Consider the following 15,576-nt stretch of genomic DNA (forward strand, 5'->3'; position numbering starts at 1 on the left):
GATTGCGTGGCTCGCGACGCTCTTTTCGCGCGGGCGGCGCGGCGCGATGCCGCCACGATTGTGCTGTGGTACGACGGAGAGCGCCCCGGTCTTGGCGATGCGTTTCGGGACGATCTCCAGAATGTCGTTCAACGTGCCGCCGAACATCCGGCGCACTTTCCGCGCATTCGAAAGCGGCGCGACGTTCGAAAAGCGGCTCTCCGCAGGTTCCCGTATTTCGTCATCTTCGAGGTGTTCGGAGCCGCAATTCTGGTGGTTTCAGTTTTCCATGCGCGGCGTCATCCGCGCGTGTGGCGATCAAGGTTGCGACCACGTTGAACAGCACCGCCCCCTCATCGATCCTATCTCCTCGCGTCCTCATCCCCTTCACCATTGCCACGGTGATCTGGGGATCGACGTGGTTCGTCATCCGCGACCAGCTCGGCGTGGTGCCGCCGACATGGAGCGTCGCCTATCGCTTTCTGACCGGCAGCGCGGCGATGTTTGCCTGGGCGCTGATGACGCGCGCCCCGCTCCGCATCGGGCGCGAGGGACAGGTGTTCGCAGCACTGTTCGGCCTCGCGCAGTTCGTGCTCAATTTCAATTTCATCTACCGCGCAGAGGATCATATCGCCTCGGGGCTGGTCGCGGTGGTTTTCGCGCTGCTGATCGTGCCCAATGCGATCCTTGGGCGGATATTCCTCAAGTCGCCACTGTCCGGGCGTTTCCTGACCGGGTCGGCGGTCGCGCTGGTCGGCGTGGCACTGCTGATCGTGCAGGAGCTTCGCCGTGACGGGGCAAGCGCCCAGGCGACGTTGATCGGTGTGACGCTGACCTTGCTCGGGCTTTTCTCGGCCTCGGTCGCCAATATCATGCAGGGCACCGAACGCGCCCGTGCGCTGCCGATGGCGTCGGTGCTGGCCTGGGGGATGCTATGGGGCGGGCTGATGAATGTGGCCCTCGCGCTGCCGACGGTGGGCGCTCCGGTGTTCGAGCCGCGTCTCTCCTATTGGCTCGGGGTCGTCTATCTGGGGGTCGCGGCGAGCGCGGTGGCGTTTACCTGCTATTTCGGGGTGATCCGCGCGATCGGCCCGGCGCGGGCGGCTTATTCGGGGGTGCTGACACCGATCCTTGCCATGCTCATTTCGACCTTGTTCGAGGATTATCGCTGGACGACGCTGGCAGCCGCAGGCGGGGTTGTCGCGATGGCAGGATTGCTGATCGCGCTTAGCGCGCGCAAGCCCGCCACGAAATCGGGGTAAGCGGGGGTCCAGCCGAGCACCCGCTTCGCCTTGCCGTTCGCGACGCGGCGGTTCTCGGCGTAAAAGGCACGGGCCTGCGGCGACAAGGTTTCGAGCGCGACGAACGGCGGGGGATCGACGCCGAGCAAGCGCGCTGCTTCCTCCATCACCGCATTCTGGTCGCACGGCCGGTCGTCGGACAGGTTGTACGCCCCCTGCGGTGCCTCGAACCCCGCGATGACGCCCGCGACGATGTCGTCGACATGGACGCGGCTGAATACCTGACCCGGCAGCTCGATCCGGTGGCCGGTCCCGCTCGCGACCCGTTCGAGTGCCGAGCGGCCGGGGCCGTAGATACCGGGCAGACGAAACACGCGCGCGCCCCGGGCCAGCCATGCCGCATCCTCGTCGATCCGCCCGCCGCGCCGCCCGTTCAGCGGGGTACTCTCGTCCACCCATCCCCCGCCCGCATCGCCGTACACACCCGTCGAGGACAGGTAACCGAGCCATTTGTCGTGGAGCAGCGCGCCATAATGGTCGAGCAGACCCGATTCCGGCGGAATGGTGCAGACGATATGCGTTGCCCTGGCGAGTGCGCCGGTCACCGCAGGCGTATCGTCGAAGCGCAAAGGACTATCGCCGCCCGTCCCTGCGACGTCCCAGCCCAGCGCGCGCAGCCGGTCCGCCACCCGCTTGCCGGTGTAGCCAAGTCCGAAGATGAACGCGTGTGCCAAGGGCTCAACCTGTAGAAAGTGGGAGCAGGCTAATTCTCGCACGCGCAGGCTCGACCGTGACCAGCGCGCCTGCCGCCAATTCATCGGCCATCTGTCGCAACGCACGCACCAGATGAACGCCGATTGCTTCTGGGCTGACATCGTCGGCTCGGATTTGCACGACGCTGGGTGTGGACTCCCCGCTTGCGGCAAGGATGGCACCGAAATCGAGATCGTTGGTCAGCACGATTGCCCCATGCGCCGCCGCATAGGTCATGATCTCGCCGTCGCTCGCGGTAGGCGCGCCAAGCCCTGTCCAATGATCTGCGGCGATGCCCGAATCTTCAAGGACTGCCGCCCATCGCGGCGACAGATTCATGTCGATGACGATCCTCACGCCGCCGCGAGCCGTACCTCACGTTCTTCCGAGCGCCATGCGGCGTAGCGCAGTGCCTGCACCACATCCTCGTGCTCGAGATAGGGATAATCGGCGATCAGCTTTTCGGTCGTCGTGCCTGCGGCGATCTGGCCGACAATCATGCCGACGGTAACCCGTAGGCCCCGGATACAGGGCTTGCCGCCCATCTTGCCGGGTTCCTGCGTGATGCGGTCGATCGACATGCACTGTCTCCTTGCCCGCAAAATGGCCCTAGTGCCGCCGTGACGCAAGCCTGTCGCTATTTGGACCCAGCCTCGACCTTTCGACCCTCAACCTCTACGAGGTGCGCGGCCTTCCAGTCCATCGCCATGCGGATGCGGGTCTTGCCCGAAGGGTGGTCGAAGAACAGGAATTCCTCGACGGGACCGGGTTCGATCTTGCGATACTCGCTGAGTGCCAGCGCGGTCTTGGCAAAGCCGTCGGGTTCGCGCGCGGCGTTGAGGCCGAAGGCATCGGCTTGGCTCTCGTTGATGCGGATCAGCGTGTTGGTTACCGGGGTCAGGCACAGGCCGATGATCGTTGTAACGATGAAGAATACCGGGATGGCCGCCGGATCTGCGACGTCGCGTACCCCCCATTTCGCCCCGTAGCGCCGGATGATCGCGGGGACCGCGCGATAGGCGATGTAGAAAACCAGAAAAAAGATCAGCGTGAAGGCGAGAATGAGTTTCCAGACATGACCGAGGACATAGTGCCCCAGCTCATGCCCCATCACCGCCGCCGTTTCGGCCGGGGTCGTGCGGTTGAGCAGATTGTCGTTGAGCGAGATGCGGATCGTCGGCCCCAGCCCCGAGACATTCGCCGAAATCCGCTTCGTCTGCTTCGACGCGTCGAAGACATAGATATGCTCGGCAGGGACGTTGTTCGCCCGTGCCATGGCGACGATGCGGTCGCGCACCGGCCCCGCCTTCATTTCGGTGTAGGTGTTGAACAGCGGCTTCACGAACACGGGTACGACCATCGTGCCGAATGCGCTGAACGCCGTCACGGTCAGGGCTCCCCACAGCCACCAGCGCTTGGGGCTGTTGCGGATGACGGCCATGACGATGGTGAAGAGGATTGCGCTGGCTAGGATGTCAATTCCCAACCCCTTACCCTGCTCGAGCGCCCAGTTGGCGAACGACTGATTCATCAGGTCGTACTGCTTCTCGCGAAAATATCCGGTGTAGATCGTCCAGGGCAGCGCGATCAGCGTTCCTGCGATCACATAGGGGAGAGTGAACAGCGCCGGAGCCAGCCAGCGCGGCGCGATCCGTTCGGCCCAGTCGCGCCAGCGGCGTGCGAGGCCGAAATGCAGCTGGACCAGCTCGCTCGCGATGGCGACCAGCGCCCCCCACAGGATCAGCCAATAGCCACCCTCGAAATAGGCGTCGGACTTCGCCCGCGCTGCCCCCTTCAAGGTTGCGAGATAGGCCTGTGTCGCCGCTTCCGGATCGAAAGCGGCCGCCGCTACGGCAAGGTTCAGAAGCGTCATGGCAGTCCCCTGTGTATTATAAGCATAATACACAGCGGCGACGGCGACGCAATCGCCCTATTTCCCGTCGGCGCCATAGCCCTTGTACAGCGTCCCGAAGAAATCGCCCTTGTTCCAGCGCGGGCGGTCGGGGCTGTCGGCCAGATCGCGCGCGATGGCGAGGTTCAGGGCGACGAATTTGGTCGCCGCGCCCCAGACGAACGGCAGCTTCATGTCGTCCGAGGGCTGGTGGTAATGGTTTTTCTCGAACGCCTTGCCCGCGACCGCCCCGTCGCCGCCCGGACCGGTGACGAGGAATACCGAGGGAATGCCTTGCTGGACGAAGCGGTAATGGTCGGAGCGCGTGAAGATGCCCTGTTCGGGTTCGGGATCGGGAACCAGCGCAATCCCCATTGTCGCGCCTGCACGTGCCACGGCAGGGCCGATGCTCGACCGCTCCGCGCCGAACGCTACCACGTCCTTGAAGTCATAGGTGACGATCGGCATGTCGAGATTGACGTCGGCAACCAGATTGCCCTTGGGCAAGGTCGGGTTGTTGGCGAAATAATCGGCACCGACCAGCCCCTTTTCCTCGGCGGTGACCGCGAGGAACAGGATCGAGCGTTTGGGGCGGACCTTCAGATGCTTGAAGCCGTGCGCGACCTCGATCATCGACGCGATGCCCATCGCATTGTCCATCGCGCCGTTGCAGATCGTGTCGCCCTTCACCTCGGGGCAAATGCCGACATGGTCGAGGTGCGCCGACAGGACGACGACCTGATCCTTGAACGCCGGGTCCGACCCCTCGAGCAGGCCCGCGACATTGCTGCTCGCCACGCGCGCGATGTCCGACTTGAGCGTCACCCGTGCGCTTAGCGGCATCGGTCCGCGTTTGGGGTTCGCCCCCTTGCCCTCCGAAGCGGCAAACACGGCCTTGGCGCCGCCCGGCATGTCCGCGAACAGCTTTTCGGCGCCTGCCATGCTGACCGTCGCCAGCCCCGGCGCGCTGCCGCCGGGATATTCCGGCATCCCGTCGCCATGCGCCCATGTCGCCCCCAGATAGCGCCAGTTGCGGGCGCGCCGGGCAAAGGTCGAGACCTTCTCGCGCGTCGGTGTGTCGACGACGATCGTGCCCACCGCGCCGTGCTGCGCGGCGACCAGTCGCTTGCCCGCGATATTGCCATAATGCGCACGTTCCTCGGTCGGCAGCGTCGCGGGCGCTCCCGCCAGCATGACGACGATCTTGCCCTTCACGTCGAGCCCCGAATAATCGTCCCGCTTGAACCCCGGCGCAACCACGCCGAACCCCACGAAAACCAGCGGCGCGTCCTTGACGGTTTCGGGCGACAACGGGTTGGCGCCCGGCAGGTAATCGACGCCGAACTGCAATTTCATCGTCGTGCCACCGCGCACCAGCTCGACACTGCCTTCGCTTGCGGCACGGAAGGTGACCAGCGGAACCGGCTGGATATAGCTGGGCGTTTGAGCGTTTGGTGCCCCGACGGGCTTCAGCCCCAACGCCTCGAACTGTGCGGCAACATAGCGGGCGGCGATGTCGTACTCGGGCGCCCCGGCCTCGCGTCCCTTCATCTCGTCGCTGGCGAGGAAACCGACATGCGCACGTACCGCCCCGACCTCGGGCTGCCATTCCTGCGCGGCGAGCGGCGTGGCCAGGGCGAAGAGCGCAACGGCAGCGGCGGTGCGGAACATTCATACTCTCCCGTGAAACTTTGTGTCCGTGGGTATCCGGCCGCACCCGCCCGCGCAATGCCCTCTCGCAACCGGCGGCGGGGCTGCTAAAGTAGGCGGATGCTCGATGTACAGACCGCGTCGCTTGTCGCTGCCGACACCCCCCATATCGTCCGCCGCGAGGACTATCGCCCGCCCGACTGGCTGGTCCCCGATATCGCGCTCGATTTCGACTTGGGCGCGGCAAAGACGCACGTTGCCGCAACGCTGACCGTCACGCGCAATGGCAATCACGACCGTCCGCTGGTGCTCGACGGCGACGGGCTGGTGCCGCTGTCGGTCAGGGTCGATGGGCAGGCGGTCAACGACTGGCGAATGGACGGCGGCAGACTGGTCGTCCCGCTCGCCGGAAACGCCGCGACGGTCGAGACCGAGGTCGAGATCGCGCCCGAGGCCAACACCCAGCTGATGGGGCTTTATGCCTCGGGCGGGCTGCTTTGCACCCAGTGCGAGGCGGAGGGGTTTCGCCGCATCACCTTCTTCCCCGACCGACCCGATGTGCTCAGCCGCTATGCCGTGCGGATGGTCGCCGACAAGGCGGCCTATCCGGTGCTGCTCGCCAATGGCGATAATGTCGCGAATGGCGATGCAGAGGACGGCAAGCATTGGGCCGAATGGCGCGACCCGCATCCCAAACCCTGTTATCTGTTCGCGATGGTGGCGGGCGATCTGAGCGTCAACGCCGACAGCTTCACGACCATAAGCGGGCGCACGGTATCTCTCGGCATATGGGTGCGTGCCGCCGACGTGCCCAAGACCGCACATGCCATGGCCGCATTGAAGGCGTCGATGGCGTGGGACGAGGCGGTCTACGGACGCGAATACGACCTCGACATCTTCAACATCGTCGCGGTCGACGATTTCAACTTCGGGGCGATGGAGAACAAGGGGCTGAACATCTTCAACAGCCGCTACATCCTCGCCGACCCCGACACCGCGACCGACCTCGACTATGACGGGGTCACGGGCGTCGTCGCGCACGAATATTTCCACAATTGGTCGGGCAACCGCGTTACCTGCCGCGACTGGTTCCAGCTGAGCCTCAAAGAAGGCTTCACCGTGTTCCGCGATCAGTCGTTTTCGGCCGATCAGGGCTCGGCAGCAGTCAAGCGGATCGAGGACGTGCGCGGGCTGCGCGCCAGCCAGTTCCCCGAGGATTCAGGGCCGCTGGCCCACCCGATCCGCCCTGAATCCTATATGGAAATCGGCAATTTCTACACTGCGACCGTGTACAACAAGGGTGCCGAAGTCATCCGCATGATGCACACCATGCTGGGGGCCGAGCGCTTCCGGCGCGGAACCGACCTGTATTTCGACCGCCACGACGGACAAGCCGCGACCTGCGAGGATTTTGTCCGCGCGATGGAGGACGGCGGCGGGATCGATCTGACCGGCTTCCGCCGCTGGTACGAACAGGCCGGGACACCCAAGCTCACGACCAGCGTGCGGATGGACGGGGAGACGGCTGTCTTAAGCCTCGAACAATCCGTTCCCGCGACACCCGGCCAGCCGGTCAAGGCTCCCATGCCTTTGCCCCTCAGGCTCGCGTTGTTCGACCGTGCGACGGGCGAGCATCGCGGCGAGACCCTGCATGTGCTCGAGGCCGCGCAAGAAGAATTGCGCTTCGACGGCTGGGCCTCGCGACCGGTGCTGTCGATCAATCGCGATTTTTCTGCGCCGGTCGTGGTCGAGACCGACCGGACACCTGCCGATCTCGCGTTTCTGTCGGCGCACGACGACGATCCGTTCGCGCGGTACGAAGCGATGCAACAGCTGATGCTCGATACGCTGGTGGCCGATATCTCGGGCAATCCGGCCGACCCGACGGCAGTGATCGATGCAGTGGGCGCGACGCTCGGTGATCCGGACCTCGACCCGGCGTTCATCGGCGAAGCGGTGCTGTTGCCGAGCGAAGCGTTCATCGGCGACCAGATGCTGGTCGTCGATCCCGAGGCGATATCGGCGGCGCGCGAGAAGCTGCGAATTGCGGTGGCAAAGGCGCATTTGCCGCGCTGGCGGGCGCTGTACGAAGCGAACGGGGCGCGCGCATTCGAATATTCTCCGCAAGCAAAGGGCGCACGGCGCATCCGCAATGTCGCGCTCGGTTCGATCGCGGCGGCGGACCCGGTGGAGGGAGCGAAGCTGGCGTTTGCCCAGTTCGGCGCGGCGGACAACATGACCGACCGGATGGGGGCGCTGATGACGCTTGCGAACGGCGATGCGCCCGAACGCGTCGCGGCGCTCGACATCTTCTACAACCGCTACCGTGGCAATGCGCTGGTCATCGACAAATGGTTTTCGACCCAGGCGCTGTCGACGCGGACCGATACGCTCGCCGCCGTCGAGGAACTGCTGCGCCATCCCGATTTCGCCTATTCGAACCCCAACCGGTTCCGAGCGCTGGTCGGCGCGTTTTCGGTCAACCAGCGCGCGTTCCACGCCATCGGCGGGCGCGGCTACGCGTTTCTTGCCGACCAGATCTTGGCGCTCGACCCGGTCAATCCGCAGACGGCGGCCAAGATGGTGCCGCCGCTCGGGCGCTGGCGGCGCTTCGACGAAGCCCGCGCGAACATGATACGCGCCGCGCTCGAACGGATCGTGGCCCAGCCCGGCGTTTCAAAGGACGTGTACGAACAGGCGTCGAAATCGCTGGTTTAGGCCATTCCCGGCCTATGCCTCAGCCAAGGCGAATCTGGTGCGTCTGGGCGGCTTGCGGGGTCAGATAGGGAATCGCGATGGCGAGGCCGGCCAGCCCCAGCGTCACCAGCATCGTCACCAAAATGCCGATGCCGCGCCCCGGTTTGAACGTACCCGACATGCCAAGGCCGTGCAGGACGCGCGCCAGCAGATAGGCACCCGACACGATCCACAGCCACGTCGGGCTGCCCCAGGCGAGCTCGATGACCGCGAGCAGGATCAGCACAAAGGGCGTGAATTCGACATGGTTTGCCTGCGCGCGCATAGCCGCGATCATCATCTCGTTGCCGCCGTCGCCCATGTTGATCTTTTGTTTGGTGCGAACCTGCCCGCAGCGGATGGCCAGCCACAGATTGATGAGCGCGGCACCAGCAGCGGCAGTCAGCGTAATCGGCAGAATGATCATGATTGGGCTCCCCGTTTTCTGGCTCGCGCATCTGGCACGCGCGGCACGCGCTTGCAACGCGGCGGCAAATCGGTATAGGCGCACGCCTTCGCTCGCGGGCCGCTTTGTCCCAGGCGCATCGGCTGTCGTGCCGCTTGCGCCAAGAGCTGCGATTTCGGATTTCAGGATACAGATATGGCCGTTCCCAAGAGAAAAACCACGCCGTCGAAGCGCAACATGCGCCGCAGTCACGATTCGCTGATGCCGGCGTCGTATCAGGAATGCCCGAACTGCGGCGAACTGAAGCGCCCGCACAATCTGTGCAGCGCCTGCGGCCATTATAACGGGCGCGAGATCGTTTCGGTCGACGCGTAAGCGCGAAAGGACAGCGGCAAAGGTGTCAGACGTCCGGCGAATCGCCATCGATGCGATGGGCGGTGACGTCGGACCCGGCGTGATGATCGCCGGTGCCGCTCAGGCCAAGGCGCAATGGCCCGCGCTCGAATTCGCGCTGGTCGGCGACGAATCGGCGATCCGTACCGAACTCGACGCGCATCCGTCGATTGCCGCTTCCGAGATCGTCCACGCCTCCGACGTCATTGCAGGGGACGAAAAGCCCTCGCAGGCAATCCGCCGCGCCAAAACGACCTCGATGGGTCTGGCGGTCAACGCCGTAAAGACCGGCACAGCCGCTGCCGCCGTTTCCGCAGGCAATACAGGTGCGCTGATGGCGATTGCCAAAATCGCGCTCCGCACGATGCCGGGGATCGACCGGCCCGCGCTTGCCGCCCTGCTGCCGTCGCTCGGCGAAACCGATCATGTCATGCTCGATCTCGGCGCCAACACCGAATGCGATACCCGTAACCTCGTCGAATTCGCGGTGATGGGTGCCGCCTATGCCCGCTGTGCGCTCGGCCTCGACAATCCGCGGGTCAATTTGCTCAATATCGGCACCGAGGAACTGAAAGGGACCGAGGAAATCCGCGAGGCAGCGGCACTGTTGCGAGAGGCGACTGACCTGCCGATGCGGTTCGGCGGGTTCATCGAGGGCGACAAGATTTCGCGCGGCGAAACCGATGTGGTCGTCTGCGACGGGTTCTCGGGCAACATCTCGCTGAAAACGATGGAGGGCACGGCGCGCTTCGTCACCGACTTGTTGCGGATCGCCTTTACCAGTTCGATCCGTTCGAAATTCGGATTTCTGGTGTCGAAGCCCGCCACCGAATTGCTCCGCCACCGGCTCGACCCGAACAACCATAATGGCGCGGTGTTTCTGGGGCTCAACGGCATTGTCGTGAAAAGCCATGGCAGTGCGAATGTGAAGGGCGTCGCCAATGCCATCGGCGTCGCCGCCAAGCTGGTTGCTAATGATATTACCCGCCGCATCACCGAGGATCTCGACCATTTCGCGGGTCATCGTGCCCTGACCTCGACGGGTTCGGCGACGGCTTCGGCGATTCCGCTCAAGTGAGACGCGCTGCCGTCTTCGGAACCGGATCGGCACTGCCGGTGCGACGCGTCTCGAACGCCGAGCTCGCCGAGACCGTCGATACCAGCGACGAATGGATCGTCGAGCGCAGCGGCATCCGTTTTCGCCACATCGCAGGCGAGGGCGAGACGACCTCGACCCTGGCAACCGATGCGGCGCGACGCGCGCTTGCCGCCGCCGGGATGGCCGCGACCGACATCGACCTGATCGTGCTGGCGACCGCGACGCCGGATCAGACCTTTCCGGCGAGCGCGACACTGGTGCAGACCGCACTCGGTATCGACGACTGCGTCGCCTTCGATGTCGCCGCGGTATGCTCGGGGTTTCTTTACGCCGTGTCGGTCGCCGAAAGCATGATTCGCGCCGGGTCGGCGACCAACGCGCTGGTGATCGGCGCGGAAACCTTCAGTCGCATTCTCGATTGGGAAGACCGCGCGACGTGCGTGCTGTTCGGCGATGGCGCGGGGGCGATCGTGCTCGGGGCCTGCGAGGATGGACGCGGCGTATTATCGGCGAAACTCCATGCCGACGGGCGGCACAACCAGCTGCTTTATGTCGATGGCGGCCCCTCGACCACGGGCACCGTCGGCAAGGTCCGGATGAAGGGGCGCGAGGTGTTCCGTCACGCCGTCACCAATCTGGCAAGCGTGATGGGCGAGGCGCTCGCGATGGCCGACCTGACGTCCGCCGACGTCGACTGGGTCGTGCCGCACCAGGCGAACGCCCGCATCCTCGACGCGACGGCACGGAAGCTCGGCCTGCCACCCGAGAAGGTCGTCGTGACAGTGGCCGATCATGCCAACACCTCCGCTGCGTCGGTGCCGCTCGCGCTCGACACGGCGGTGCGCGACGGGCGCATAAAGGCGGGCGACATCGTCGTCCTTGAGGCGATGGGCGGCGGCTTTACCTGGGGGGCGGCGGTCCTGTGCTGGTAGGCTGCGATTTGACGCGCGCGCCCCGCTGGTTAAGATGCGGGTAATTGGCCAGAAACTCGGGGGAAATATGGCGAAGACCGGCAATCTGACCCGCGCGGATATCGCGGAATCGATCCATCGCAAGATCGGGCTTTCGCGCGCCGATTCGTCGGGACTCGTCGAGGGCATATTGCGCCACGTGTGCGAGTCGCTGTCGAAGGGCGACAACGTCAAGATTTCGGGATTCGGTACCTTCATCCTGCGTGACAAGGCGCAGCGTATCGGCCGCAATCCCAAGACCGGCATCGAAGTGCCGATTGCGCCGCGCCGCGTCCTGACCTTCCGCGCCAGCCAGATCATGCGCGACCGCATCGTCGAAGCAGGGTAGCTCGGATTGGCCGATTCCGGGAAAAGCGACAGCGCCTTTCGCACCATCGGCGAATTGTCCACCGAGCTGGGCGTGCCGCAGCATATCCTGCGCTATTGGGAGACGCGGTTTCCGCAGCTGCGTCCGCTGACGCGCGCGGGCAACCGGCGTTACTATCGACCCGAGGATGTCGCGCTCGTCCGCCGCATCTCGACCGCGCTCGGTCGCGACGGCTATACGATCAAGGGTGTGCAAAAGCTGTTGTCGGGCAAGGATGTGGCGACAGACCCGCTTCCCGTGTCGGCTGCAGCATCGGTCGGGACCGGATCATTGCTTGCCGAACTGACCCGTATCCGCCGTGCGCTCGCCGCCGCACTCGACGGTTAGAGCGTCTTGGCGAGGATGAAATCTTCGCTCGAATCGAACCCCTCGAACACCCAGCGCCCGATGGTTTCGAACCCGCGCGCCGCGTAGAATTTCTGCGCCGGGAAATTCTCGACATAGACGCTCAGCACCAGCCGCTTTGCCCCGCGCGCTCGCGCTTCGTCCTCGGCGGCGGCAAACAGTTTCGCACCCCAGCCGCCGCCATGCCATTTCGACAGTATATAAATGCGCTTCAGCTCGAAATCGGTCGCCGCATCGGTGCCGGGTAACGCGGCGGGAATCGCCATCGCATAGCCGACCGGACAGCCGACCGCTTCCTCGACGAGCCATGCTGCCTTGGCAGGATCGGCGAGCTGCGTCGCATACCAGTCGGGCGACTGGTCGGACGCCAAATAACGCACGACCTCGTCGCCGTCGTGATCGTTGGCAAAGCTCTCGATAAAGGTCGCGCAGCCGATGAGACTCAGTTTCGCAGCATCGGCAACGCCCGCACGGCGCAGCTGCATCAGTCGTCCGGCCCCAGCGCTGCATCGAGATCGCGGGGCCGCACGAAGCGGGTCAAATGCCCCTTGCCGCTCGCGACATCGGCCCAGCGGTCGACGTCGAAGGTTATTTCGGCAATGCTCGCGGTCGGGAATTTCTCCTCGACATCGTCGCGCAATGCCTCTTCCGAGTTGTCGGGAACCAGCATCAGGATCAGGTCTTCGAGCCCCGGGTTGTGGCCGCACATTAGCAGCCGGTCGATCTCGTCGGGCTGGTCGTGGACCACGTCGAGCAGGGTGACACACGAGGCGAGATAGATGCGCCGGTCCCATTTGGGATGGAGCGTCCGCCCATAGCCTTCCCACACCCCGTCGAGCGTATCGACGCAGCGGACGGCGGGCGACGACACAACGGCATCGAACGCGAGGCCGATGTCCTTCATGTGTGCGCCGACCACGGCGGCCCCCCGCTTGCCGCGATCGTTGAGCGCGCGGTCGAAATCGCGGGCGACGGGATCGTCCCAGCCCGATTTGGCGTGGCGGAGCAAGGTGAGGGTCTTCATTGCGCCCCCTGATGCACCGATTGCGCGGGCGTTGGAAGCCGCGATGCGACCCGCGCCACCGCTTCGTCGAGCGTGACCCGCGAAACCGGCGTACCGTCCGGAAAAGCGGTTAGCAGGCGCGAGGGGACCGCCGCCGACAGGATCACGAACGTCCCATGGTCGTCGGCGCGCCGGATCAGCCGCCCGAACGCCTGCGCCAGCCGCGCCCGCACGATCCTGTCGTCATGTGCGCTGCCCCCGTTGGCCGCACGGCGCGCGGCATGGAGCACGGTCGGGCGCGGCCATGGGATACCCTCCATGACGACAGTACGGAGCGAGTTGCCCGGCACATCGACCCCGTCGCGCAGGGCATCGGTACCGATCAGGCTCGCGCGCGGGTCGTCGCGAAAGATATCGACTAAAGTCCCGGTATCGATCGGATCGACGTGCTGCGCGTACAGCGGCAGACCGTCGCGCGCCAGCCGGTCGGCGATGCGCGCATGCACCGTCCGCAGCCGCCGGATCGCGGTGAACAGCCCCAATGTCCCGCCCCCCGACGCCGCGATCAGCCGCGCATAGGCGTTCGCCAGCGCGCCCATGTCGCCGCGCGTGACGTCGGTAACGATCAGCACTTCGGATTGCGTCGCGTAGTCGAACGGGCTTTTCACCGTGAACAGCGCGGGGGGCGTGTCGAGATGGGTTGCCCCGCTCAGTGCTTCGGCCTGCGAGCGGTCGCCGCCGCCGGTCAGTGTCGCCGAGGTCATCAGCACGCCGTGCGCGGGTTTGAGTACCGCATCGGCAAAGGGCCGCGTCGGATCGAGCCAGTGGCGGTGCAGCCCGATGTCGAGGTCGCGCCCCTCGATCCGGCTCACCGCGAGCCAGTCGACGAAATCGGGATCGGTCGGGCCGCCCACGCGCGCCAGCATCGCCAGCCACGCCGCCACCGTATCGCGCCGCCAGCCGAGCGAGGCGATGGCGCCCTCGATCCGCGCCCGCGCCGCGCTGTCGAGCCAGTCGGGCGGGTCATCGAGCACGGCCTCCAGCCGCCGCCCGAGCGCGACGAGCGGACGCAGCAGACCGTCGAGTGCAGCGGCAGCGGCTGCAGCGGCTTCGATGGTCGGGCCATCGAGCTCGGCCGCTTCGGTCTCCAGTCCGTATCCCGCGTCCTCGGCGGTCGAGCGCGCATAGACGAGGCCGCGCACCGCCGACAGCAACGTCTCGACCGGCCCGTACGGCGACCCTTCGGCAATGCGTGCCAGCCACCCGTCGGACGGCAAAGCCTGCGCCGCCACCGTTGCCGCCGCAATCGCCGCCGCGCCTGCCTCGTCATAGCTCGCGACATCGGCCAGCCGCGCCGACAGCCCGCGCCGCCGCCCGCGCGACGTCCCCTCCGGCCCGATCACCCAGCGGCGCAACTCGATCGCTTCCTGTCCGGTCAGCGCCGCTGCGAACGTCGAATCGGCAGCGTCGAAGACATGATGCCCCTCGTCGAACACGATCCGCGTCGGGCGATTGGCGGCCTCACGTCCGCGTGCAGCGTTGATCATCACCAATGCGTGATTGGCGATGACGATATCGGCATCGACACTGGCGCGCGCGCTGCGCTCGATGAAGCAACGCCGGTAATGCGGGCAACCGGCATAGATGCACTCGCCGCGCCGGTCGGTCAGCGCCGTACTGCCGTTCCGCCGGAACAGGGTCGGCAACCAGCCGGGCAGGTCGCCCCCGACCATATCGCCGTCGCGGCTGTACGCGGCCCAGCGCGCGACCAGTTGCGCGAGCACCGCCGCGCGCCCCGAAAACCCGCCCTGCAAGGCGTCCTCGAGATTGAGCAGGCAAAGATAATTTTCGCGGCCTTTGCGCACCGTCACCCGCTTTGCGCGCTCGGCGGGGTCGGGGTACAGCCGCGCCGTTTCGGCATCGAGCTGGCGCTGCAACGCCTTGGTATAGGTCGACACCCACACCGCGCCGCCCGCGCGCTCGGCCCAGAGCGAGGCGGGCGCGAGATACCCCAATGTCTTGCCGATCCCCGTCCCCGCCTCGGCCAGCACCATATTGGGCGTATCGCGGCGCATCTTGGGCGCGAACGCCTCGCTCGCCGCCACAGCATAGGCCTGTTGTCCCTCGCGAATCTCGGCGCCGTGCCCGGTCAGATCGTCGAGCCGTGCCAGGGCGTCGTCGCCCGCCACGGTCGCCGTGCGCGGCGCGGGACGTGGGGCTTTCTCCTCCCATTCGGGGAGCTTGGCGAACAACCCGCGTTCGGCTTCGGCGGGCTTGGCGAGACTGCCCAGTACGATCCCCGCCCATGGCCAGCGCAATCGTTGCAGCGTTGCCGCGACATTCCACGCCCCGTCGCGCTCGGCCCAACCGGCATCGCCCAGCCGCGCGACCAGCACGGCGGCGGCCTCGCGCAACATGCCCGCCGCACCCGCCTCGTCGGTCGGCAGCGCCAGCGCGCAAGCCTCGGCCAGCCCCTTCACCGTCGGCACCATGAACCGCGCCGGATGCACGAAGGCAAACAGTTCGAGCAGGTCGAGTCCCGACAATTCGGGATAGCCCAGCCGCTGCGCCACCAGCGGCGCATTGAGCAATATGACCGGAGTCTCCCCCGCACGCGCAATTGCGTCGCCGCGCCCGATCCGCTGCGTGCCGCTCTCGTCGGCGATCCAGATGCCGCCATGGCTGGCATAAAGCGCCGGATGGCGGAGCGGGGTCATCTCTTGGCTATGGGGAGCGGGGAAC

General features: G+C 65.8%; 17 protein-coding genes. 8 read left to right on the forward strand and 9 right to left on the reverse strand.

Annotated elements, in window-relative coordinates:
- The first annotated feature begins 6 nt into the window (after positions 1-6).
- Entirely contained in the window at positions 7-318 is a 312-nt protein-coding gene (locus M0209_RS17420; RefSeq protein WP_408988210.1) for a type II toxin-antitoxin system RelE/ParE family toxin, read from the forward strand.
- Complete coding sequence (locus M0209_RS15185; protein WP_309547072.1) at positions 291-1,241, forward strand: EamA family transporter; 951 nt, start codon at positions 291-293, stop codon at positions 1,239-1,241. Before M0209_RS17420 ends, M0209_RS15185 begins: the two co-directional genes overlap by 28 nt.
- On the opposite strand, the gene M0209_RS15190 is transcribed toward M0209_RS15185, so the two are convergent.
- From M0209_RS15190 to M0209_RS15210, 5 genes are read right to left on the reverse strand one after another with little or no spacing between them, the layout of a single operon-like run.
- Entirely contained in the window at positions 1,142-1,954 is an 813-nt protein-coding gene (locus tag M0209_RS15190; protein ID WP_258889120.1) for an NAD(P)-dependent oxidoreductase, read from the reverse strand. The two genes, M0209_RS15185 and M0209_RS15190, sit on opposite strands and share 100 nt — an antisense overlap.
- 4 nt (positions 1,955-1,958) lie before the next feature.
- Positions 1,959-2,330, reverse strand: a complete 372-nt coding sequence (locus M0209_RS15195) for a DUF5615 family PIN-like protein (RefSeq protein ID WP_258889121.1) — start codon at positions 2,328-2,330, stop codon at positions 1,959-1,961.
- On the reverse strand, positions 2,327-2,554 hold the full coding sequence (locus M0209_RS15200) for a DUF433 domain-containing protein (protein ID WP_258889122.1): 228 nt from the start codon (positions 2,552-2,554) through the stop codon (positions 2,327-2,329). The genes M0209_RS15195 and M0209_RS15200 overlap by 4 nt, the downstream gene beginning before the upstream one ends.
- A gap of 56 nt (positions 2,555-2,610) precedes the next feature.
- Complete coding sequence (locus M0209_RS15205; RefSeq protein ID WP_258889123.1) at positions 2,611-3,846, reverse strand: M48 family metallopeptidase; 1,236 nt, start codon at positions 3,844-3,846, stop codon at positions 2,611-2,613.
- A gap of 57 nt (positions 3,847-3,903) precedes the next feature.
- Entirely contained in the window at positions 3,904-5,535 is a 1,632-nt protein-coding gene (locus M0209_RS15210; protein ID WP_258889124.1) for a M28 family metallopeptidase, read from the reverse strand.
- Positions 5,536-5,634: 99 nt separating this feature from the next.
- Between M0209_RS15210 and pepN the strand changes: the two genes are divergently transcribed.
- The gene (gene pepN, locus M0209_RS15215; protein ID WP_258889125.1) at positions 5,635-8,232 is read left to right on the forward strand and encodes an aminopeptidase N; all 2,598 of its coding nucleotides are present in this window, start codon (positions 5,635-5,637) and stop codon (positions 8,230-8,232) included.
- A 19-nt stretch (positions 8,233-8,251) separates the two neighbouring features.
- Here pepN and M0209_RS15220 read toward each other — a convergent pair whose 3' ends face one another.
- Positions 8,252-8,677 (reverse strand): MAPEG family protein, encoded by a 426-nt coding sequence (locus tag M0209_RS15220; RefSeq protein WP_258889126.1) that lies wholly within the window; start codon positions 8,675-8,677, stop codon positions 8,252-8,254.
- 174 nt (positions 8,678-8,851) lie between these two features.
- Here M0209_RS15220 and rpmF point away from each other — a divergent pair, with 174 nt between their 5' ends.
- The 5 genes from rpmF to M0209_RS15245 all read left to right on the forward strand — a co-directional run bounded on the left by rpmF (position 8,852) and on the right by M0209_RS15245 (position 11,813).
- Positions 8,852-9,031, forward strand: a complete 180-nt coding sequence (rpmF, locus tag M0209_RS15225; RefSeq protein ID WP_258889127.1) for a 50S ribosomal protein L32 — start codon at positions 8,852-8,854, stop codon at positions 9,029-9,031.
- A 22-nt stretch (positions 9,032-9,053) separates the two neighbouring features.
- Positions 9,054-10,127 carry a phosphate acyltransferase PlsX gene (gene plsX / locus M0209_RS15230; RefSeq protein WP_258889128.1) on the forward strand — a complete coding sequence of 358 codons (1,074 nt, stop codon included), beginning with the start codon at positions 9,054-9,056 and terminating at the stop codon, positions 10,125-10,127.
- On the forward strand, positions 10,124-11,080 hold the full coding sequence (locus tag M0209_RS15235; RefSeq protein WP_258889129.1) for a beta-ketoacyl-ACP synthase III: 957 nt from the start codon (positions 10,124-10,126) through the stop codon (positions 11,078-11,080). The genes plsX and M0209_RS15235 overlap by 4 nt, the downstream gene beginning before the upstream one ends.
- Positions 11,081-11,147: 67 nt before the next feature.
- On the forward strand, positions 11,148-11,447 hold the full coding sequence (locus M0209_RS15240) for an integration host factor subunit alpha (RefSeq protein WP_408988240.1): 300 nt from the start codon (positions 11,148-11,150) through the stop codon (positions 11,445-11,447).
- Positions 11,448-11,453: 6 nt separating this feature from the next.
- Entirely contained in the window at positions 11,454-11,813 is a 360-nt protein-coding gene (locus tag M0209_RS15245) for a MerR family transcriptional regulator (RefSeq protein WP_258889131.1), read from the forward strand.
- On the opposite strand, the gene M0209_RS15250 is transcribed toward M0209_RS15245, so the two are convergent.
- The 3 genes from M0209_RS15250 to M0209_RS15260 are packed head-to-tail and all read right to left on the reverse strand — an operon-like array spanning position 11,810 to position 15,551.
- The gene (locus tag M0209_RS15250; RefSeq protein ID WP_258889132.1) at positions 11,810-12,316 is read right to left on the reverse strand and encodes an N-acetyltransferase; all 507 of its coding nucleotides are present in this window, start codon (positions 12,314-12,316) and stop codon (positions 11,810-11,812) included. The two genes, M0209_RS15245 and M0209_RS15250, sit on opposite strands and share 4 nt — an antisense overlap.
- Positions 12,316-12,855 carry a histidine phosphatase family protein gene (locus M0209_RS15255; RefSeq protein ID WP_258889133.1) on the reverse strand — a complete coding sequence of 180 codons (540 nt, stop codon included), beginning with the start codon at positions 12,853-12,855 and terminating at the stop codon, positions 12,316-12,318. The genes M0209_RS15250 and M0209_RS15255 overlap by 1 nt, the downstream gene beginning before the upstream one ends.
- The gene (locus M0209_RS15260) at positions 12,852-15,551 is read right to left on the reverse strand and encodes an ATP-dependent DNA helicase (RefSeq protein ID WP_258889134.1); all 2,700 of its coding nucleotides are present in this window, start codon (positions 15,549-15,551) and stop codon (positions 12,852-12,854) included. Before M0209_RS15260 ends, M0209_RS15255 begins: the two co-directional genes overlap by 4 nt.
- Positions 15,552-15,576: the final 25 nt, after the last annotated feature.

This window comes from Sphingomonas sp. SUN039 (assembly GCF_024758725.1).
Lineage (GTDB): Bacteria > Pseudomonadota > Alphaproteobacteria > Sphingomonadales > Sphingomonadaceae > Sphingomonas_O.